Origin of the sequence: Marinitoga sp. 1137 (assembly GCF_001941525.1) — a bacterium.
GTDB lineage: Bacteria > Thermotogota > Thermotogae > Petrotogales > Petrotogaceae > Marinitoga > Marinitoga piezophila.
The window spans coordinates 24,641-47,567 of the sequence record NZ_CP009471.1 but is presented as its reverse complement, the minus strand read 5'-3'; the positions used below and the strand labels follow the sequence as shown (position 1 = coordinate 47,567).

Annotated in this window: 20 protein-coding genes and 1 tRNA gene; 8 read left to right on the top strand and 13 right to left on the bottom strand. The window is 29.3% G+C overall.

Annotation, left to right across the window (positions count from 1 at the left end):
• Positions 1–30 precede the first annotated feature (30 nt).
• From LN42_RS00270 to LN42_RS00210, 13 genes are all read right to left on the bottom strand, one after another.
• The gene (locus LN42_RS00270) at positions 31–2,829 is read right to left on the bottom strand and encodes an AAA family ATPase (RefSeq protein WP_014295585.1); all 2,799 of its coding nucleotides are present in this window, start codon (positions 2,827–2,829) and stop codon (positions 31–33) included.
• Positions 2,816–3,973: an exonuclease SbcCD subunit D gene (locus LN42_RS00265; protein WP_014295584.1), complete on the bottom strand. Its 1,158-nt coding sequence runs from the start codon at positions 3,971–3,973 to the stop codon at positions 2,816–2,818. Before LN42_RS00265 ends, LN42_RS00270 begins: the two co-directional genes overlap by 14 nt.
• A gap of 12 nt (positions 3,974–3,985) precedes the next feature.
• Entirely contained in the window at positions 3,986–5,254 is a 1,269-nt protein-coding gene (aroA, locus tag LN42_RS00260) for a 3-phosphoshikimate 1-carboxyvinyltransferase (RefSeq protein ID WP_014295583.1), read from the bottom strand.
• Complete coding sequence (gene aroF / locus LN42_RS00255) at positions 5,251–6,072, bottom strand: 3-deoxy-7-phosphoheptulonate synthase (RefSeq protein WP_014295582.1); 822 nt, start codon at positions 6,070–6,072, stop codon at positions 5,251–5,253. Before aroF ends, aroA begins: the two co-directional genes overlap by 4 nt.
• A gap of 139 nt (positions 6,073–6,211) precedes the next feature.
• Positions 6,212–7,282: an Rpn family recombination-promoting nuclease/putative transposase gene (locus LN42_RS00250; protein WP_014295581.1), complete on the bottom strand. Its 1,071-nt coding sequence runs from the start codon at positions 7,280–7,282 to the stop codon at positions 6,212–6,214.
• A gap of 65 nt (positions 7,283–7,347) precedes the next feature.
• A complete protein-coding gene (gene pcp, locus LN42_RS00245) occupies positions 7,348–7,965 on the bottom strand; it encodes a pyroglutamyl-peptidase I (RefSeq protein WP_014295580.1) in 618 nt (205 codons plus the stop codon).
• A 113-nt stretch (positions 7,966–8,078) separates the two neighbouring features.
• The gene (gene fabD / locus LN42_RS00240) at positions 8,079–8,969 is read right to left on the bottom strand and encodes an ACP S-malonyltransferase (protein WP_014295579.1); all 891 of its coding nucleotides are present in this window, start codon (positions 8,967–8,969) and stop codon (positions 8,079–8,081) included.
• Positions 8,966–9,895: a nitronate monooxygenase gene (locus LN42_RS00235; protein WP_014295578.1), complete on the bottom strand. Its 930-nt coding sequence runs from the start codon at positions 9,893–9,895 to the stop codon at positions 8,966–8,968. The genes fabD and LN42_RS00235 overlap by 4 nt, the downstream gene beginning before the upstream one ends.
• Positions 9,888–10,769 carry a 3-oxoacyl-ACP synthase III family protein gene (locus LN42_RS00230; protein WP_014295577.1) on the bottom strand — a complete coding sequence of 294 codons (882 nt, stop codon included), beginning with the start codon at positions 10,767–10,769 and terminating at the stop codon, positions 9,888–9,890. The genes LN42_RS00235 and LN42_RS00230 overlap by 8 nt, the downstream gene beginning before the upstream one ends.
• Before the next feature lies 1 nt (position 10,770).
• A complete protein-coding gene (gene fabZ, locus LN42_RS00225; protein WP_041638659.1) occupies positions 10,771–11,190 on the bottom strand; it encodes a 3-hydroxyacyl-ACP dehydratase FabZ in 420 nt (139 codons plus the stop codon).
• Entirely contained in the window at positions 11,190–12,035 is an 846-nt protein-coding gene (locus tag LN42_RS00220) for a DegV family protein (protein ID WP_075780039.1), read from the bottom strand. Before LN42_RS00220 ends, fabZ begins: the two co-directional genes overlap by 1 nt.
• Positions 12,036–12,050: 15 nt before the next feature.
• Entirely contained in the window at positions 12,051–13,280 is a 1,230-nt protein-coding gene (gene fabF, locus LN42_RS00215; RefSeq protein ID WP_014295574.1) for a beta-ketoacyl-ACP synthase II, read from the bottom strand.
• A 192-nt stretch (positions 13,281–13,472) separates the two neighbouring features.
• Entirely contained in the window at positions 13,473–15,422 is a 1,950-nt protein-coding gene (locus tag LN42_RS00210) for an IGHMBP2 family helicase (protein ID WP_075780038.1), read from the bottom strand.
• Positions 15,423–15,498: 76 nt separating this feature from the next.
• Between LN42_RS00210 and LN42_RS00205 the strand changes: the two genes are divergently transcribed.
• The 8 genes from LN42_RS00205 (at position 15,499) to LN42_RS00170 (ending at position 22,866) form a co-directional block, all read left to right on the top strand.
• The gene (locus LN42_RS00205) at positions 15,499–16,437 is read left to right on the top strand and encodes a PD-(D/E)XK nuclease family protein (protein ID WP_014295572.1); all 939 of its coding nucleotides are present in this window, start codon (positions 15,499–15,501) and stop codon (positions 16,435–16,437) included.
• 51 nt (positions 16,438–16,488) lie between these two features.
• Positions 16,489–16,564 (top strand) — tRNA-Ala (locus LN42_RS00200).
• A 72-nt stretch (positions 16,565–16,636) separates the two neighbouring features.
• Positions 16,637–17,464, top strand: a complete 828-nt coding sequence (locus LN42_RS00195) for a Cof-type HAD-IIB family hydrolase (protein ID WP_014295571.1) — start codon at positions 16,637–16,639, stop codon at positions 17,462–17,464.
• The gene (locus LN42_RS00190) at positions 17,421–18,239 is read left to right on the top strand and encodes a hypothetical protein (RefSeq protein WP_014295570.1); all 819 of its coding nucleotides are present in this window, start codon (positions 17,421–17,423) and stop codon (positions 18,237–18,239) included. The genes LN42_RS00195 and LN42_RS00190 overlap by 44 nt, the downstream gene beginning before the upstream one ends.
• A gap of 20 nt (positions 18,240–18,259) precedes the next feature.
• Complete coding sequence (locus LN42_RS00185; protein ID WP_014295569.1) at positions 18,260–18,850, top strand: diguanylate cyclase domain-containing protein; 591 nt, start codon at positions 18,260–18,262, stop codon at positions 18,848–18,850.
• A gap of 28 nt (positions 18,851–18,878) precedes the next feature.
• Positions 18,879–20,177, top strand: a complete 1,299-nt coding sequence (gene murA, locus LN42_RS00180; RefSeq protein ID WP_156865342.1) for a UDP-N-acetylglucosamine 1-carboxyvinyltransferase — start codon at positions 18,879–18,881, stop codon at positions 20,175–20,177.
• 176 nt (positions 20,178–20,353) lie between these two features.
• A complete protein-coding gene (gene aspC, locus LN42_RS00175) occupies positions 20,354–21,499 on the top strand; it encodes an aspartate aminotransferase (protein ID WP_014295567.1) in 1,146 nt (381 codons plus the stop codon).
• Positions 21,499–22,866 (top strand): GlmL-related ornithine degradation protein, encoded by a 1,368-nt coding sequence (locus tag LN42_RS00170; RefSeq protein WP_075780037.1) that lies wholly within the window; start codon positions 21,499–21,501, stop codon positions 22,864–22,866. The genes aspC and LN42_RS00170 overlap by 1 nt, the downstream gene beginning before the upstream one ends.
• Positions 22,867–22,927: the final 61 nt, after the last annotated feature.

The following is a 22,927-nucleotide window of genomic DNA, read 5'->3' as shown; positions in this document are numbered from 1 at the left end:
TAAAAGCCCTGATTTTCAGGGCTTTTGTATTTACAAATTAATAATATTTTCTGCCATTTCAGAAAAAGTGCCATCATGTGTAACTATAAAAGCTTGCTCAATATTTTTTAACATTTTCTTCAAATTCTCTGCTAATAGATTTTTTCTTTCCTCATCTAAATTACTTGTAGGTTCGTCTAATATATAGAAATTTGCATTTGACAAAAAGGTTGCCAATGCTATCCTGATTGAAATAGCTACACTTACCTGTTCTCCGCCTGATAATATTGAAAAATCTCTATCTCCTTTTATCTCGTCACGTAATATGACTAAATAATCCCTCGATGAATCCCAGATTATTACTTCATTTTTTCCAGTAATTTCTCTATAGTTATTAGTTGCATATGTAGAGATAATATTTGTAACCCTCTCACTAACATACTTTCCCATAGCTTTTATATTTTCTCTAAATTCCTTTGTTAATTTTAATTTTTTCTTAAAATACTGAACTTTATCTATATATTCCTTTCTTTCTTTTTCTTTTTTATTCAACTCGTTTAAAATATTTATTAGATTTTCTCTTTCATTTCTTTTTCCACCAAGTATTTTATTCATTTCCGATATATCAGTATATAATATTTTTATTTTTTGATTTAACTCTTTTAATTCCGCTTCTAACTTCTCATCTTTTTCAAAAGATAGTATTTTTTCTTTTACTTCTTGTATTGTATTTTTTAAATTTTCTAAATTTTCTTCTTCTATTTGTTTTGCTACTTTTAATTCTTCAATTTTATTTGATAATTCTTTATTCTTCAAATAATTATCATAATCTATTTTGTATCTTTTTCTCTCTGTTTTTAATCTCTCTATTATTTCCCTAATTTCTTCTATTTCTATTTCAATATCACCATATGCTTTCAATTCGTCTATCAATGAAATCCTTTTTGATTTTATATTTAATATTTTACTTTTATACTCTTCTGTTTTTCTAGTTATTTCCAGTATAAAATTCTGTTTTTCATTAATTTCATTTCTATATTTTTTTATATTTTTAAAAATGTTATTGAGTTCATTTTTTAATTCCGCATTTTTAGCTGAAATTTCATTTATTTCAGCAGTAATTTTTCCTCTTTTTTCACGTATATCGCCATATTTTTCCTTTATTTCATTTATCTGATTTTCTATTGTTTTGTTTTCTAATTCAATATTTTCAATATTTTCAATCTCTTTTTTTATTGCAGAAATATTCGATTTTATTTCTATTACATTACCATCATTTTCAGCTATTTCATTTTCTATATTTTTATGTAATTCTAATTGTTTAACATATTCATTCACTGTTTTATTTAATCTTTCAATTTCAACATCAAAATAATTATTACCTTCTTTTTTTTGTTCCAAATTTAGACACTTTTCATTTAATATTGGACAAATTCCATCTTTCAATTCTTCTTTTGAATTTTTTAGATTTTCAATTTTTATTTGAATTTCCCTAATTTTATTTTTTAGTTCTTCCTTTTCTTTTAGCTTATTTGACAGATATTCTTTATTTTTTTCATATTCTAATAATTTTACTTTTAACTCTTCTAATTTTTGTAATTTCTTTTCCTTCTCAGTAATAATTTCTAAATTATTCTTTCTTTTTTCCAATAATATATTGTAACTATCATATTCATTATCTATTTTTTCCTTTATGTTCATTTGTTCCTTTAATTGTTTCTCTGTTTCTACCAACTCAACATTTATCTTTTGATATATTTCATTTAATTTTTCTAATTCATCTTTTTTATTATTAATGATCTCTTTTTCTTCTCCAACTCTTTTTTCTGCAGTTTTTAATTTTTCAGATAACAGCTCTTCAGAACTTTCCAACCTTTTTATTTTCTCTTGAATTTCTCTTTTTTTCTTTTCTCTCAGTATTAACTCTTTTTCCTTTTGTGAGTTATTTTCTATTTCATATTCTAATTCTTTATACTTCCTATAGCCTTCTTCACTTTTCATTACTATTTCCTTTGCTTTTAAAGATTGATCAATATCTTTTTCCAACTTTAAAATTTTTTCTTGCAAAACTTCTTCTTTTAATTTTAATGAATCTAACTTATGTTCATATTCTTTCAGTCTGTTGATTTTTTCTTCAAGAGATTTCTTTTTTTCGTCATATCGAGCCGCTTTTTCTTTCAATTTTGATAATTCATTTTCCAAATTTTCTATTTCCTTTTTTACTTTTTCCAATTCCAAATCTTTTCCTGCATATTCTTCTATTTGCTTTTCCAATATTTCTACTTTACTTTCAAAAGACAATATTTGTTCATTATATTTTTTTTCTGAAAGCTGCAAAATCGAATACAATTGCTCATAAACTTCCGTATCAAAGATTTTATTAAACAACTCCTTTCTCGATGATGGTGTTTCATTAAAAACTCCTATAATATCATTTTGATTTGCACTAATTACATTTCTGAATATCTCTTTTATATTTTTACCTTTTATTCCTGCAAGAACACCTATTTTTCTAATTACATCATCTTTTCTTTCCGAAAGAACCGTCCCATTTTTCTCTTTCAAAATCACTTTGCTTTGTCCGCCTATCTTGCGTTCTACAATATATTCATTATCATCATTACCAATAAATTCAACTGTAATTGTAGCTGTTTTAGCCCCTTTATTTACCGCATTTTTAAGACTTTTATCCCTCGGTTCTATATCAAACATAGCTATTCCCAATGCTTCAAATATTGAACTTTTTCCCGTTCCATTTTTACCCAACAATAGATTTATTCCTTCCCTGAACTCAACGATTTTTTCTCTATGATTTCTATAATTTTTTAATTGTATTCTATTTATTTTCATTATTTTCACCTTCTAAAATACCACTTAAAAAATTATCAAATATTTCGTTTATAAATTCCGGATTACCTAAATTTTCTTTCATTAAACCTATATTTTTAATCACCTTATCGCTATTTGAAGAAAAAATATTCCCCCAGGATTCTATAACCCTTTTTTCTATTTCCTCTTTGTTTATATTTTTTATATTATTTACTCCACTGATATAAGATGTATATTCAACATTTATAAATACCTTTAAAACGCCCTTGTTTTCAAGTATTTTCTCTATTTTTTCGGTATCCACTATTTTATTGTTCAAATTCTTGATCTTTAATTTTACAATATCTCCCTCATTTATTTGAATATTTTCTAATTCATCATATATTTCATCTGACATATCAAATGCATATGTTTTAACTTCACGCTTATTGGAAGGAAAAAATTCATATTTATTTGTTTCAGTATCAAATATAATAAATCCTTTTTCATCTCCTTCTCCAAAATCCCAGTATTCTGGTGAACCAGGAACAAAGAAATATGGATTTTCTTTTGGAAACTTTCTATATGTATGCAAATGCCCACCAGCCATATACAATACTTTTCCTTTAAACTTTTCTATTGTTTCAGCTTTTACACAACCAGGAAGTATCTCTCCACCTATTCCAGTATGAACAATCACTATATTTTTTTTGTTGCTATCAAGCTTTTGGGCTAAATCATCTAAAATTTCATCTATTATAACTCCTTGATATGGAATACCATAAAAATTAATATCTTCAATTGTTATGGGATTACATATACATTCTCCATCTTTTCTTTCAAATTCCGGAATTTTTACCAATTTTCTCTTTTCAAAATATTTTATCCATGAATCATTATCGGAATATATCCTGTCGTGATTACCCTCTATTAAAAAAGTAACTATATTATTTTCTTTCAATTTTTCTAATAACTTTTCAGTTCTATATAAAATATCCGGTAATAAAGAACTTCTATCAAAAATATCTCCAGCTATTATAAATACATCAACATTTTTTTCTATTCCCTGTTCTATTATATATTCTGCTGCTTTAAAATAATCATCATACCTAACCTTTGAAAAATTTCCAATTCCTCCTGCCGGTCTTCTTCCAAGATGCCAATCAGCTGTGTGTAATATTTTCATATTCCATTCCCCCTAAAACTCTTTGCTTAATTGATTTATAAGTTGAAAAAATTCTGGAAAAGATATTTCAACATCTTTTTCATTTTCAATGTATATACCCTCTTCGCTAATTAATCCCGCTATACCAAACATCATAGCTATTCTGTGGTCGCCAAATGTTTCAATCTTTCCACCTTTTATTCTCTGTTTTCCAGATATTTCAAAACCGTCAGGATATTCTTTAATTCTAATTCCTAAATTCTTGAAATTATCAACTATTGATTTTATCCTATCGCTTTCTTTTACCCTCAACTCTGTTGCATTTCTTAAAATTATTTTCCCATCAACATTTGTTCCAACTAAAGCTAAAAGTGGCAATTCATCTATTGCCGCAGGAATTAGATTCTCAGGAATCTCAATTCCATGTAAATCTTTTGATGTTTCAACATAAATATTTCCATATGGTTCCGGTTCATTTTCAATAATTTCATATTCAATATTAGCCCCCATTGATTTTAATATTTCAATATATCCCATTCTTGTATTATTTAATCCAACATTTTCTATTGTGATTTTAGCATTTTCATGCAATATTCCAAGGGTTATAAAAAATGCTGCTGAAGATATATCACCAGGAATATAAAAATTTTTTAATGGATATAATTCCGATTTTTGAATTTCTACATAATTCTTACTAACCTTTATATTAGCTCCCATATATTCTAACATTCTTTCAGTATGATCCCTTGAACTCTTATCTCCTCTAATTATTGTTTTTCCTTCCGCATCTAATCCTGCTATTATTATCGCTGATTTAACCTGAGCGCTTGAAATAGGTAAAGTATAATCTATCCCTTTTAATTTTCCTCCTATTATTTTTAATGGCAATTTATTATTCCGAGTCTCAATATTCGCTCCCATTTGTCTTAATGGTTCTACAACTCGTTTCATAGGCCTTTTGGAAAGGGATTGATCCCCAGTTAACAAAAACAGCCCGTTTTTTGACGTAAAGTATCCACTCAGCAAACGGGCTGTTGTTCCTGAATTACCACAATATAATTCATATTTATCTTCTTTTATTTTTTGAGGTATTATCTTAAGTTTATTAAAATCTCCTGAAAAACGCATTCCTATTTTCTTCAATATTTCAAATGTCCTTTTTGTATCCTCTGATAATAATAAATTATTGATAATACTTTCATCTTTTGCCAGTGAAGATAATATCAACGCTCTATGTGTAATGGACTTATCAGCTGGCATACTCAATTTAGCCCTTATCTTTTTTATTGGCATTATCCTCATATAATTTCAACTCCGAAAGCCTTTGATAATTCTCTTAATTCTTTCACAACCTCTTCAAATTCTTTGAAAGTTAAACTTTGCTTCCCATCGGAAAGGGCTTTTTCTGGTTTAGGATGTACTTCAACCATTATTCCCATTGCTCCAACAGCAAGTGAAGCTCTTATGAGATCAGGAATTATATCCCTTCTTCCAGCCGCATGGCTTGGATCAATTATAATTGGTAAAAAAGTTTCGTTTTTCAATACTGGCACAGCAGATATATCCAGAGTATTTCTTGTCTGTGTTTCAAAGGTTCTAATACCTCTTTCGCACAATATTATATTTTTATTTCCTTCAAGGGCTATATATTCCGCAGAATATAGAAACTCTTTAATTGTCATCATAAAACCACGTTTTAACAACACCGGCTTAGACATTTGACCAACTTTTTTTAAAAGTCCATAATTCTGAGAATTTCTTGAGCCTATTTGAATTATATCTGCGCATTTATTTACAATTTCAAGACTCTCTTCCTCAAGAGCTTCTGTTATTATTTTCAAATTATATTTTTCAGAGGCAGACTTTAAATATTCCAATCCTTTTTTGCCAAGCCCCTGAAAAGAATATGGAGAAGTCCTTGGTTTGAAAACTCCTCCACGCATTATTTTTATTTCCAGTTCTGAAAGGAAATGCGCAGTTTCTTCAACAATCTCCTTGCTTTCTACAGAACATGGTCCAGCAATTATTGTAAAATAACCTTTTCCAAAAAATACATCTTCTGATATATTTACTTTATAATCATCCAAGATATTCTCTTTTGAAATTATTTTTATGTCCATATCTTCCTCCTGGAATCTATTTAATACTGCTTATAATTAATTATAACATTTTTTGTTGAATTTTCTGATATATTGCGTATTAAAAATCTTTCATAATACTTAATATATTAATTTAAAAAAGGGCATATTTAAATGCCCTTTACTTATTTTTGAGAATATCAATTACTTCATCTAATGTTATATCAAATATATTTTCAGCCAGATTATTTAATTCATCTAGATTCATGTTTTCAAGTTTATCCAGATAAATTTTTATATCTTCTCCAAATTTTTTTAACAATTGAACCCGTAATAGCGTTATCGCTTTTCTTCTTTCACCTTCTAATATTCCCTGTTGAATTCCCTGTTGAATTCCTTCTTGAATTCCTTCTTGAATTCCTTGTTGAAATCCATCTTTTTTACCTTTTTCCATTCCTTCTTTATATCCCTTTTCTAGAGCATCATGAATCGCTTCATTTACCGCTTTTACAAAATTCTCAAACATATTTTCCACCTCCTCTTCAAAAACTTCTTCAGGAAGTTCCAATTCCCCATTCCTTTTGACGAGAGTTTTTATCACTCCGTTCACATAATTTCTAAATTTTTCCTTTTCTTTATCAGGCAATTTTTCCAACTCTTCTTTTATTTCATATATTATTTTCTGAATTTTATTTCGTTCTGCTTTATTTAAAGCTAATAATAAACCTAATGCATTTTTTATATTTATTAATTGTTCCTCAGAAATTTGGCTTAAATCAATTACTTCATATTTAAATTTTGGTGTATATTCATCAAACATTTCCCAATTTTCTACTTTTTTCATAAACCAATTTTCAGCCGTCCATTTTCTTTTTCCTGTATAAAATACTATCGGCATTATTGGTATTAATTTAAACCCTTTTGTTCTCGATTCTTTTTTATGTTCATTTATATAATTTTTCCATATTCGTACCATATATTCGAGTATTCTAAATTGCATTAAATAATCTACAGTTGATTGATGTTCTATCAATAAATATAGATATACTTCATTTTCAAAATATTTTACTTTAAATAGTAAATCACTTTCCTTATCTCCATATTTTATATCTGTAAATTTTGTATGTTCTATTGTTATATCTTCTGCTGAAATCCCATAACTTTTTAATTTAGGAATAAACATATTTATAAATTCAAGTACCATTTCTTTATCGGAAAATATTTCCTTGAATAATTGATCGTATATTCCCATCTTTCCTTTTCCCCCTTATTCTTTCATATATATTATATCATAATCAGATTTTTGGATTAAATTTATTATGTTATAGATTCCTTAATGCTTGTTTTTATAATTTGTTCAAGTGCCTTTACTATATTTTCCAATGACATACTTGGAAGATTTCCTTTTTTATCAATAATTTGTTCAGGAAGATAAGGAACATGAATAAATCCACCTAAAGTTTTTTTAAAATCCCTTTCAATATAATACATCAATCCATACAATAAATGGTTGCAAACAAAGGTTCCTGCGCTGTTTGATATCTCTGCTGGAATACCTATACCTTCCAACTCCTTTTTTATCTTTTTTATAGGAAGATTGGAAAAATATGCATTTTCACCATCAAAGAATATAGGCTTATCCTCTGGTTTTTGCCCTTCATTATCCGGAATTTTGGCATCATCGATATTTATTGCCACTCTTTCTATTGATATTCTTGCCCTTCCACCAGCTTGACCAACACATATTACTATATCCGGTTGCTCCTCACACATTTTACTTCTTAATGTTTCTATGGATTTATAAAATACCGTTGGGATTTCTAACCTTATTATCTCACCACCATAAATACTGCTTGATAATCGCTTTACCGCTTCAAAAGATGGATTAATCTTTTCACCATCAAATGGTTCAAAACCTGTCACTAATACTTTCATTATTTCACCCTTCCTTTAAATTATTCATTAAATTATATCATAACAATATCCCCTTCCAGAAAAACGGAAGGGGATATTAACTAAAAATGGCTGTCTTGTGGTATTTTAAATATTTATTTTACCTTTAATATACTTTGAGGTTGTAATGTTTTGTCTATTCTTTTTACAAGGCCTGTCAAAACCTTTCCAGGTCCAACTTCATATACTTTTTCAACACCTATTTCCTTCATCTTCTTTATTGATTCAACCCATCTTACAGTACCGGTTATCTGTTTTATGAGATTCTCCTTTATTTTTTCCGGATCTTCCTCAACCTCTGCGGAATAATTCTGAATCACCTTATACTTTGGTGTTTTGAACTCTATTTTTGCCAATTCATCTGCCATTTTTTCCTGGGCTGGTGCAACTAATTTTGAATGGAAAGGGCCACTAACATTTAATTCAACTACCTTTTTCGCACCTTTTTCTTTCATTACTTCTAAAGCCTTTTGTACTTCCTTTTTATCTCCGCTTATTACTATCTGTTCAGGAGAATTATGATTTGCTACATTTATATTTTCAAATTCCTTTAAAACTTCATTTATTTTTTCTATATCAAGTCCTATTATTGCCCCCATACCTCCTACACCTGGAGGACATGCTTCACTCATGTATTTTCCTCTCAACCTAACCAATTTTACTGCATCTTCAAAAGATAATACTCCAGCTCCTGCTAACGCTGTCCATTCCCCTAACGAATGTCCAGCTACTACATCTGGAACAATATTTAATTTTTCAATTGCATATAAATACATTATATAAGATATAGTTAATAATGAAGGTTGAGTATTTTCTGTCAAAGTTAATAATTGTTCATCATCACCAAATATTATCCCTTTTAAATCAACACTTATGCTTTCTGATGCTATATCTAAATATTTCTCATATTCAGGATATTTTTCAAGTATTTCTTTTCCCATTCCAAGTGTTTGTGAACCCTGGCCAGGAAATACAAATGCTATCATTTTTCAGCACCTCTCTCTTTTAAAATTTTCTCAAATTCCATACCAAATTCTTCTACAATTTCTTTTACACTTCTTATTTCATTTATTAATCCAGCACTTTGCCCAGCCATGAAAGAACCATTTTCTAAATCACCATCAACAAATGCTTTTCTTAAACTACCAACCATCAATTCTTCTGCTTCCTCCGGTGATGCAACTTCAAGTTTCTTTATTTTCTTTGCAAACTTTGTTTTTAAAACTCTTGCTGGATGTCCCATTGTCGCACCTGTTACAATAGCATCTCTAATTCCAGCTTTTAAAATAAGATTTTTGTAATTTTCATGTGCCTCACATTCATGAGTAGCGACAAAACGTGTCCCCATTTGTATTCCTTCGGCACCAAGTTCTATTACGGCCTTCATTCCCCTAATATCCGCTATTCCGCCAGCTGCAACTACAGGAATATCAAGAACTTCAACTAATTTTGGTATAAGAACCATCGTAGTAACATCACCTATATGGCCACCACATTCCATTCCTTCTCCAATTATTATGTCCACACCAGCTTTTTGAAGTCTCAAAGCGAGGTTTTCAGAAGAAACTACAGCCATAACCTTTATATTGTTTTCTTTTAATTCTGGAATATATTTCCCTGGATTTCCAGCACCGAAAACCAATACAGGTACTTTCTTTTTTATTGCTATTTCAACTAATTGATCAGCATATGGATTAACGAGAATTATATTAACCGCATATGTTTTATCGGTTAATGTATTTATTTCATCTATTGCTTTTTCCAATATTTCCGGTGTCATACTTCCTGCACCAATAGTTCCCAAACCACCTGCATTTGATACAGCTGCTGCAAGTTTTGGCGTTCCTACCCAGGCCATACCGCCTTCAAAAATTGGATATTTTATATTTAGTATTTCTGTAACTCTATTCATTACCACACCTCCATGCAATTCCTGATGCCGTCATCCCACCACCAACCGATATAAATAAATAATCCTTTAACGATATTTCATTATTGCCATATTTTACAAATAAAGATACCGGTATACTGGCTGCTCCCGTATTTCCATAACCTTCTATTATATCTATAAATTCAGTGTTTTTATAATATTTTTTTACACTTTCCAGTATCCTTTTGTTTGCCTGATGAGGAACTACTATCTTTTCTCCATATTCCTTAAAATACGCATCTATCATTTTTCTCATATTATTGACTGCAAATTTATATACCCTTTTACCATCCATTTTTATCTTTTTATTTTCATTTATATTTAATGCATCAAGATATTCTGGATCATAATGAACCCTATGATCACATACACAATTGTCATGATTTTCCAAAATCATGGCTACAGCCGCATCAGAAAATAAGATGGCAGTATTTATATCATCAGGTTCAACAAGATCCGACAATTTTTCCGATATAATCATCAATATTTTATTGGCTATATTTTCTCTAAACATTGAATTTGCAATATGCAAAGAAGTAATGAAACCAACAAATCCGTTTGATATATCTATTCCGTATCTTGGCGTTGCTATTTTCAATTCTTCAAATGCTCTTACATAATAAGGAACATAATGTGCTCCTACTGAAGATACAAATAATACAGTATCAACACCATTTAAATTTAAACCTTCTGTTGCCTTCATTCCCATTTGAAATATATCCAGTTCGGATACAAACCTTTTTTTTATTCCTGTTCTTTTATATATCCATTCTTCAGAAACATTAAACCTTTCTGCAAGTTCTTTATTATCCAACACTCTTTCAGGAATATATGCATTAATTTCTTTAATTTTCATGTTATCCCTTCTTTATTCCAACAAGTATTTCAGCACTTGTTACTACTTTTCCATTCACCTTTCCTTTTCCACTTAATTTATACATACCCATTTTCTCCTGAATCAATTCAACTTCATATACAAGCTTATCTCCAGGACGAACCTCTTTTTTAAATCTTGCCTTGTCTATACCTAAAAACAATGGTATTGCATCATCTTTTAAATCCTTCATCAATAATAATCCGGCAGTTTGTGCGAGGCCTTCTATAATAAGTACCCCCGGCATTATTGGATATTGTGGAAAATGCCCCTGAAAAAACGGTTCATTTACCGACACATTTTTATATGCAATTATTTTATTTTCTGAAACTTCTTCCACACCATCAACCAACAAAAAAGGATATCTATGTGGTAATATTTTCATTATTTCATCAATATTCATTACTCCCATTGTGTTATCACCCCTACCGCTTCAGGTCCTAAATGAGTTCCTATTACTGTATCCAACATTGAATAAACTATATCTTCATCTTTTATTCCCCTGTTTCTTAATTCTTCTAACAATTGGCCACCATATTTTAAATTGCCAGTATGAATCACTGCCAATCTCTTTAATCTCATGGAATCAATTCTTTCAAGTCCTAAATTTGCCAATTCCTTTACCATCTTACCAATACCTCTCACATTTTTTACAGGTATAATTTCCCCTTCAGTCAATGAAAGGACTGGCTTCATATTAAGCAATCCACCCATTAATGCCTTTGCTTTACCAATTCTACCACCCTTGTATAAATAATCTAAATTGGTAACGCTAAAATATATTCTTGTAGACTTGTAAAATTCCCTTGCATATTCAACAAGTTGTTCGACGCTATACATTCCACTTTTTATTCTTTCCATTAATTCCAAAACAAGAAAACCTAAACCGTAACTGGTTAATTTTGAATCCAGTAAAAATATTCTTTTTTCATCAACCATAGAAGCTGCTAATCTTGCAGAATTTAATGTCCCACTTAATTTTTCAGAAATTGTAACTGTAATAAGATAATCATATCTTTTTAACATATCCCTGTATACCTCTTCAAAATCCTTTACAGAAGGTTGAGAGGTTAAAGGTACGTATGATCCAACTTTTAAGTCCTCATAAAAAGTTGTCTGGCATAAATCAATTGCTTTTACATGATTTCCGTTTCTTAAAATATATAATGAAGCATATCCAATATCGTTTTTTTCCATAAATTCCTGTGTTAAATTACACGTATTATCGGTAACTATACCTATTTTCATATAAAATCACTCCTCTTACAAACTTTTATACACTATCGATGCATTATGTCCTCCAAATCCAAATGAATTCTTTATGGCATATTCTACCTTTTCTTCTATAGTTTCTTTTGGGAAATTCAAATCTTTTAATTCATCATTGGGTTCAAATAAACTTGGCATTCCATGAATAAATCCTTCTTTCATCTGCAATACCATACCTATAAATTCTATTGCTGCTGCTGCACCTAATCCATGTCCTACCAATGATTTTGTTCCCTGGATATATATTTTTTTAGCATGTTCTCCAAATGCACTTCTTAGAGCTCGTGTTTCAGCAATATCTCCAGCAGGTGTTGAAGTAGCATGACAATTTGCAAGTTTTACCTTTTCTGGATCAACCTTTGCATCTTCAAGAGCTAATTCCACAGCTTTAGCTGCACCAGTCCCATTTTCATCAGGAGCACTTATATGATAAGCATCACCTGTCATACCAAATCCTTCTACATATCCATAAATATTTGCATTTCTCTTTTTAGCGTGTTCTTCAGATTCAAGCACAATAACCCCTGCACCTTCAGCCATTACAAAACCATCTCTATCTTTATCAAATGGTCTTGATGCAGTCTTAGGATCATCATTTCTTGTTGATAATGCCATCATATTAGCAAATGCAGCTATTGGCATTGGATCTATTGTTGCTTCAGTTCCTCCAACTATTGCAACATCTACATAACCATGTCTTATTAACATACTTCCCATAATTATTGCATGTAATGATGATGCACAGGCACTTACTGTATTAAAATTAGGACCTTTTAATCCAAATTCTATTGAAACAACACCTGAAGCCATATCAGAAATCATCATTGGTATCAAGAAAGGACTAACAACTCTTGGACCTTTCTTTTCCATTTTCAAAAATTCCTTATATAATGTTTTAAATCCACCTATTCCTGATGCAACAATTACTGCTGCATTTTCCTTCCAATCTTCTCCTTCAAGATTACTATCTTCCAATGCTTCTTTTGTTGCTGCAATTGCAAACTGTAAAAATCTGTCATATCTTCTTGCAAGCTTTTTATCCATATATAACGTTGGTTCAAAATCTTTAACCTCTGCTGCAATCTTTACCTTATGATCTGTTGTGTCAAATTGAGTTATGTGATCAATACCTATAGTCATCTTTTTTAATTCTTCCTTAAATTCCTTTGTGTTTTTTGCTATTGAATTAATAGTTCCTAATCCTGTTACTGCTACTTTTCTCATTTTCATACCTCCCACTGTATTTTTTATTCCATTATTATTATTAGCAACACCGTGCCAACTTATTTTTATACGAACATTTGTTTGCAGTTTTAAAAATTTTTATACCCTGAATACATAAACTATATAAAACATATACAAATCTTATACCCTTTTATAAAAAAATCCCTTCCGAAAAATTCGGAAGGGATTTGTTCATATACTAATTATTTTCCCATGTAAGGAAATGTAGTTTATAAGTTCATCAAATAGTGGATAATTTTTCAGTGTTGAGATATCACCTATTATTATCAGTTTTTTACGGGCTCTGGTTATTGCTACATTTAATCTTCTTTCGTCTTTTAAGAATCCTATTGTTCCTTCATCGTTGCTTCTGGTTAACGAAAGGATTATTACGTCATTTTCTCTTCCCTGAAAACCATCGACGGTATTGACATAAAAATCTGTCTTTTCTTTTAAATATTTCATCTGGTCTTTGTAAGGTGTGATTATTCCAAAATCGACATTTTGTTCTTTTAATATGGTTGCCAGTTCAATTACTATTTTTGCTTCCAATGGATTGTATTTTGATTTTGAACCTTTTTTATATATTTCAAACCTTTCTGGATTTGAGGAGGTATCTACAAAAACAATTGGTGTTGTATCAAGAATTTCCTTTGTTTTTTCATCATTTACTTCTGAAAGATCAAGAGTTAAGGTTTGATTATAGACATTATCTGCACTTCTTAATATTCCGTTATAGAACTTTTGATTTGAGAATTGCATTATTTTGTCATTCATCCTATATTGAACCTTTAATATCGCGGAATGCGATGGATATTTGTTAATCATTCTTTCAAAAAGCGTTTTTGAAAGAATATTTTCTACATCTTTATTTAATATTGTTGGTGGCAATTGTCTGTGGTCTCCGCCCATAATTACTTTTTTACCATGTGTAATTGCTATATAACATGAAGGTTCTGTTGATTGGGATGCTTCATCTATTACCACAACATCAAAGGTTATATTTTCTAACTCATCTATTCCTGATGTACTGTTTGTGCTTACTATAATTTGATATTCTTCAATTATTTTTTTTATTAACTCTTCTTCCATTTCCCTGGCTTTGTCAAAGAGTTTTTGAACTTCATTGTTTATTTTTATCCATTCGTACATTTTTTTCATTACATCTGGAAATATTCCTCTTGTTCCTCTGTCTTTTAAAGCATATTTTTCAATTTGTTCATCTGTTAACCCCCTTCTGTTTTGTGGAGTTGGTTTTATTCCTGTTTTGTCTCTTTTTTCAGATAATTGCATAGCTTCATCTCTGATTTTTACAATTTCTTTGTATTCTTCATGGTTTTCTGCTATGTAATATAATGAATGTTTTTTTAAGTCTTCGTCTACACGCCCTGGATGTCCAAGCCGGCAGATTTTAAAGGTTTCATATTTTATTAGATTTCCAAGTATATTATCTGTTGCAGCGTTTGAGTCAGCAGTTACAAGCACTTTCTTTTCTTTTTTAGCTTCCTGGACTATAATTTCTGTTAATGTTCTTGTTTTTCCTGTTCCAGGTGGTCCATGAATTAAAAATATTTCTTTGCTTCCAATTGCTTTTTCTACTGCTTCTTTCTGAGATTTGTTCAATGAGTTATCAAAAAACTTTATTTTTTCTTTTTTAATGGGTGTTGGTTTATATTTCCCGGTAAATATGTTTTTTAATATTTTTAATTCATTTTCAGCATAATTCATTTTTAAAATGGCTTTTTGCATTCTTTTAAAGGTTATTTCATTTAAGAATAAATCAAGTCTTATGTTTTTGCTTTTATATACCCAAACAGGAATTTTTTCAGAAAAGGATACGATAATATACTTTTTCCCAACTTCTGTAACCGTCGCTGTTAAATCACTTTTTAATGGATCGCCTTTACTTACCAATACAATATCTCCAGAAGAAATCTCTGTTTTTATATCCTTTTTTCTGCCAAATTTTACTATGTATAAGTTACCTATTTCCCTTCCAAGATATTTTCCAGAAAGGCCTGTTATAGCCCTTCCCATTTTTTCCCTTTCTTTTTTGTACAATTTTATTTCATTTTTCATAGCCTGTATTTCTGCTTCTTTTTCCAGTTCTATTGCTTCATACAGTTTTTCAAAAAAGTTCATCGCATCACCTCATAATTGATTATATATTTAAATTTTATGTTATAATATTTCTGAAAAAAATAAAGGAGTTGAAATTTTGATTGGTGAATATCCTGAAAAGTCATGGTCTCTTTCAAAACATAAAATTTTGAATAAATGCCCTCGTGAATTCTATTTCACAAAGTTTTATAAATGGCGTGGTTGGGAAGATACTGTTGAGTACAGAAAAAAACTTGCGTATAGGCTGGATAAAATCACTACAATTGAAAAATATCTTGGTAATGTAGTTCATGATTTTATCACAATAAATATTACTACATCTTCTTTAAATAACAAAAGAGATGCTGTTAATTTCATAGGAAATAAATTTAATATTGCCATAAAAGATTCGTATAAACATAAAAAGCAATGGTTTGAAAGACCTAAGGATTATGTTATGTTCCATTCTGTTTATTATAACACGAGAAAATTATTTGATGATAATTTTGGAAGAAATTTAAAAGAAAAAACTGAAAAAATAATTAATAATTACTTTTCTTCTGATACTTATCAGCGATTAAAAGAGGAACATATTAAATATGAAGTTGATGAAACTAATTTCCCTCATTTTTTTATAAATGATTATAAGATTTACAGCATTATCGATTTAATGTTCGAACAAAATGGAAAGATTTATATTGTTGATTGGAAAACAGGAAAGCCTTCTAAAGATGATGAATTTCAATTAAGGTTATATGCATTATATGCTTCTTTAAAGTATGGATTCCCACTTGAGGACATTATCTTGATTAATGAATATCTTCTTTATGGTTATGCAGAAGAAAGAGTATTTAAAAATGAGGATATTATAGAAGTTGAAGAGTTTATAAAAGAACAGATAAAGGTTTTAGAAGGTTATCTTAAGGATTCATATTTAAATATTCCAAAAGATGAAGAATATTTTGTAGCAAATCCATCTATAAATAATTGTAAATGGTGTAATTTCAAAGAAATATGTCCTGCATATAAGGAAATGAGGGAAAAGAACAAAATTTAAAATGGATTTCTTGACAATTTAAACTTTATATTATATAATAATTTGTGATGTGGGGTCGTGGCGCAGCTGGGAGCGCGCTACCATGGCACGGTAGAGGTCGTGGGTTCAAGTCCCATCGACTCCACCAGAAAATGGGGAATTTATCCCCATTTTTTTGTTTTTTTGTTAAATGTATGATATAATTTAAGGGGTGAGAAACTTGCATAATAAAACATTTATCTTCGATCTTGATGGAACATTATTAAATTCAAATGAGTCCATTTCCCAAAGAACTGTTGAAAGTATTAAAAAAATATTTGAAATGGGAAGTTTTATAATTATTGCAAGTGGTCGAATGTATAAATCTACAAGATTAATTGTAGAAAAATATATGCCTTTTTTACATAATAACATCCCTATTGTTTCATATAATGGTGCATATGTTGTAAGTCATACAGGGGAAGTTGTTTTTGAATCTGATATTTTAAAGGATTTAGCTATTAAGGTTATTGAGGATTTAAAAAAACACGATACACATGTGCAAATATATTTAAATGATGATTTAATTACCGATAAAGACAATGATGAAATAAAACAATATGCCAAACATTCAGGTGTTGAATATAAGATTGTAAAAGATATTGTTGAGCATATAAAACAACATGGAGAACCAACAAAAATTCTCGCTATAAATCAACCAGAGAAACTTGATATTATTCAAAAATCCATGACAGAAAAATATGGAAATACCTTAAATATAGTTAGATCATTTAGTATTTATCTTGATTTTTTAAATAAGGATTCATCCAAAGGTCTTGCTTTAAAGAAATTAAAGGAAATTTACAGATTTAATCTGGAAGAAGCATATATATTCGGAGATAGTGAAAATGATATATCTATGCTTTCTCTGTCAAAGAATTCTTATGCAATGGCCAATGCAAATGAACATGTTAAAGAATCTGCAAGAAATATAACCCTATCAAATGATGAAGAGGGTGTTGCTATTGTCCTTGAAAAGATTATTTCTAATTTTAGTAATAGTAATTAATTTTATTTATGTTTTTTCTGAAAAAATACCAATTGAAAAAGAAAAAGTAATAATAGGTTATTTAAATACCTCTTTAGAAGATTCAGTCAATAAAGAGGCTTTTTATGGTTATTTGCTAAATTTACATGAATTAGATAAAGAATTGGATTATTTTGTTTTAGGCACATTAAACTCTTATGACTTGATATTTGAATTTTCAAAAAGTATAGGCTCTTTTTTAAAAAGAAAAGGATATGATTTTGTTGTATTTGGTAATTTAGCCACATTAAAAAAAGGAACAGAAAATTTTTTAGAATATATTGCAAGCTCCCCATATATAGTATCCCAGGTTCTTTATACTATGATACGCGGGTTTGAAACATCAGGCATTTTTCCTGTTATCTACCTCAGACAGGATTTTGATTCAGATGTAAAGAATTCCTTAGAACAAAAGGCTGGAAAAGTTTTTTATTATTCTAATACATATGATAAAACCTTTATGTTTTATGATAAAATAGAAAAAAAGGTATTTTTAAATAATGATATTTATCCAGAATTAAACTGGGAAATTTTTAATTCTGAAAATTATAAAGAAATAATAAAAGAAATATATGAAAATTCTATTATTGTTACAGGCTGGATAGGAAAAAACTATAAAAAATACTATAGAAAACTTCCTGAAAACAGTAAAGAAAAAAGTATAGTTTATTTTTCAAAAAGCGTTGAAAATCTTATAAACGATTTTATCAACAATAAAACTCCTATATATTCTGCAAAGAAAAATTGGAGTTGGTAAAAAAATAAGGGGGGAATAAAATGGATTTTGAAAATAAGGTAAATCAATTAGAAAAAGAGAATAATCAATTGAAGGAAAAAGTTGATCAACTTGAAAGTACAATTGATAATATGAATAAACTTATTGAAGAATATAATACTTTTACTAAAGAAGAGATAGATGCATATAGTGATTTTGTAGATGATATTATCACACGTGATTTTATTGATCCATCAACAAGGGTATATTCAAGAAAATTTTTTGATAAGATTTTTTACCTGTTACTTGAAAAGGCTTTCGAAAGCCAGAAAAATTATGGTCTTATTATTCTAAAATTACCGGAATTAGCTGAAATAAAATACGAAGGTGAATTGTATAAAGGTCCTGAAATGGAAATAGGAAAAATATTAAGAAGCAATGTAAGATTGCCGTTGGACTTAGTGTTGAGATATTCAAAAACAACATTTGCCATAATTATACCAGACATTACAGAAGATGTACTGTTTAAAGTTTCCGACAGAATAAAAAGTCAAATTGAAAAACTTGATTTTATAAACAATTTAGAGATATACAAATTTTATTTACCTCAAGATTTAACATCTACGGGAGATTTAATAAAATATTTTGAATAGCGCTATTCATATGAATGGAGGAAATAGAATGAAACATAGATTGGAGATTGAAACCATGGGTAAAATGAAAGTTGCCGGACCTCAATATGCAAACGGTGAAATCACCATATCCGGTTCAAAAAATTCGGCATTACCTATATTAGCTGCAACAATTCTAACCGATGAAAAGGTTATATTGCATAATATACCAAATCTTGCTGACGTTAATACAATGATTGAAATATTAGAAAACACAGGTAAAAAGGTTATGTGGGAAAACTCAACATTAGTTATAGAAAAAGGCGAAGAAAAAATCAATTCTATTTTACCCTATGGTCCTGTAAGAAAAATGCGAGCTTCATTTAACGTACTTGGCCCACTTACCATAAGAAATGGTTATGCGAAAGTTGCATTACCTGGAGGTTGTTCAATAGGTGTAAGACCTGTTAATTTTCATTTAGAAGGTTTAAAAAAATTAGGAATTGAATCAAAAATCGAACATGGTTATACAAATTCAAAATTTACAGAAAATAATCATCAGAAAAAAATACATATTTCATTACCTTTCCCAAGTGTTGGTGCAACTGAACATTTAATTACAACAGCAGTAATGTTAAAAGATACTGAAACAATATTGACCAATTGTGCCCAAGAACCCGAAATTGTAGATTTATGTAATTTCCTAATTTCAATGGGAGCTAGAATCGAAGGTCAGGGATCATCTAATATCAAAATTTATGGCACCGATAGATTATACGGAACAGAATATACTATTATTCCAGATAGAATTGAAGCTGGAACTTATGCTATATTAGGAGCTATACTCGGTGGAAAAGTTACTTTAAACAATGTAATAGAAGATCATCTTTTCTCCTTACTTGATATTTTTGAAAAACTCGGAATTCATTATGAATTTAAAAATAATACGTTAATTGTTAGCGGTATTTCAAAAATGGAATTAACTCCTGTTGATGTTGAAACCTCGACATTCCCTGGATTTCCAACAGATTTACAACCTCAACTAATGGTATTGCTTAGCTTAATTCCTGGAAGATCATCTATAACAGAAAATGTTTTTAAAACAAGATTTAATCATGTTGATGAACTTAACAGAATGGGTGCAAAAATTTTTGTTGAAAGTAATACGGCAATTATTACAGGAGTAACAAAGTTATCAGGCGCTCCACTTGAAGCAACAGATTTAAGAGCATCAGCAGCATTATTAATTGCTGCGTTAGCAGCTGAAGGGGAAACTGTAATTAATAATGTTGATCATATATTTAGAGGATATGAAAAATTATTTGACAAATTAGAAAAACTAAATTTAAGTGTTGAATACTTTGAATAAGGCAGTTCTTTTAAAGAACTGCCTTATTTTTAATTTATAAGATTAATGGAAAATAAATGAGTATAATTATCATCTTGCCATTTTCTTAACATAAATACAGCATAATTGATATTGAAATTTTTTTCATAAAGCGTTAGAATACAAATGACACAATATTTTATTTTGGAGGGATTATTTTGATATCAAAAATTATAAAAAGTATTCAACCATCTATTACTCTAGAATTAAATGCAAAAGCTATAGAGCTTGAAAAAAGTGGAGAAGATGTAGTTAAATTAACTGCTGGAGAACCGGATTTTATAACTCCTAAAGAAATTATTGAAAGTGCTTATAAAGCTATGCTTGAAGGAAAAACAAAATATACTGACTCAGCTGGTATTTTGGAATTGAGAGAAAAAATTGCTGATTTTATTAATAGTAGAAGAAACACAACATATACTCCAGATAATATTGTTGTATCCAATGGCGGAAAACAGGCATTGTACAATACGTTATTGGCATTATTAAACCCTGCAGATGAAGTTATAATGCTTGATCCTGCATGGGTAAGTTATGAAGCTCAAATAAAAATGGCCCGTGGAATTCCTGTTCATGTTCCATTAAAATTCAAAAATAATTTTATTCCAAAAGCTTCTGATATAGAACCTTATTTAAGCGAAAGAACAAAAGCTATAATTATTAATTCTCCAAATAATCCAACTGGTGCCGTATATCCCGAAGAAACATTTAAAGAAATTTATGAATTAATAAAAGATAGAGAAATTTATATTATAAGTGATGAAGTATATGAAAAATTAGTATTTGAAGGTGATTTTTTCTCACCTACACAATTAGAAGAATTAAGAGAAAGAACTATAATAATTAATGCTTTTTCAAAAACATGGTCAATGACAGGGTGGAGAGTTGGTTACTCAGTAGCTCCAAAAGAAATTTCAAAAGAAATTAAGAAAATACAGAGTCATCTTTCTTCAAATATCAATACTCCTGCTCAATATGGTGCATTATCAGCATTTGATGTAGATATTGATTATTATATAGAAAAATTTGATGAAAGAAGAAAATTTGTTTTGAACAAATTCAATCAAACAGATTTACCTTATGTTTATCCAAAAGGAGCATTTTATCTATTTATAGATGTTTCAAAATACGATACTAATGACTTAAATTTCTGTAATCAACTATTAAAAACAAAAAAATTAGCTGTTATACCTGGTAGTGGTTTTGGAGCTAAAGGGTTCATAAGAATTTCTTATGCAAACTCTATAGAAAATCTTGAAAAAGGAATCAATAGACTTATTGAATATATCAATGAGGTGAGATAATGAAAATTGATTTAGTTACTGCAGAAATTGGCAGTACAACAACTATAGTAACCTTATTTGATAAAATAGATACTAAAAAGCCTATTATTCTTTCTCAAGGAGAACATTACACAACTATTAATGAAGGGGATATAACAATAGGTATAGAACGAGCATTGAAAATTGCCGAGGAGCGTTTAGGAGAAAAGGTTGAATGGAATAAATTCCTTGCAACGTCCTCAGCCGCCGGCGGTTTGAAGATGACTGTTCATGGACTTGTATATGATATGACTGTAAAAGCTTCAAGAGAAGCTGCTCTTGGCGCTGGTGGTGTAATAAAATATATCACCGCTGGCAAAATGAGAAAATCTCATTTAAAAAAGATTCTTGAAATAAAACCAAATGTAATTTTTCTTGCTGGTGGTGTTGATTATGGTGAAGAAGAAACTGTATTACATAATGCCGAATTATTAAGGAATTTACCTATAAATGTTCCTGTAATTTACGCAGGAAATGTTGCTGTTGTTGATGAAATTAGAGAAATTTTCGAAGGTAGCGGAAAAAAATTATATATTACCGAAAACGTATATCCAAAGGTTGATCAATTAAATGTTGAACCGGCAAGAAAGGTAATTCAAGAGGTTTTTTCTGAACATATTATCCACGCGCCAGGAATGGAAAAAATAGAGAAATATGTAGATGAAAAAATTATTCCTACACCTGCAGCTGTAATGAGAACTACACAACTATTAAGTGAATTATATAAAGATGTTTTAACAGTAGATATTGGAGGAGCAACTACAGACGTTGACTCTGTTACTGAAGGCGATCCAGAAATTCAAAGTATTATGATTAATCCTGAACCAGTTGCCAAAAGAACCGTAGAAGGGGATATGGGAGTATTTGTGAATGCACATACAGTAATAGAACTTATTGGCGAAAAAGAATTAAGAAAAAGATTTGAAAATTTTGATAAACTTGTTGAAGAAATTTCTCCATACCCCAAAACCATTGAAAATGAAAAGTTTATGGCAGCATTAGCTGAATATTGTTTTGTTGAAGGAATAAGAAGACACGCTGGAAGGAAAAAACATATCTATACACCTTTAGGGAGAAAAACTATTGCTCAGGGAAAGGATTTAACAGCTATAAAATATATTTTTGGAACTGGTGGTGTTCTTACAAGATCAAAATTCAATAAAACTATAATAAAATCAATTATCGGCCAACATAAACATCATCCTGATGAATTGTTGCCAAAAGAAATCAAAAAAATTGGTTATGATAAAAATTATATTTTCGCTCCTATTGGAGTAATTTCAACTATTGACAAAGAAATTGCTATTAATATATTAAAAGAAGATATAGAATTTTTTAATATTGATTGAAAAAACGCAAATACCCTGATATAATATAAATATAATAAAAATTCTATCAGGGGGCGAAATT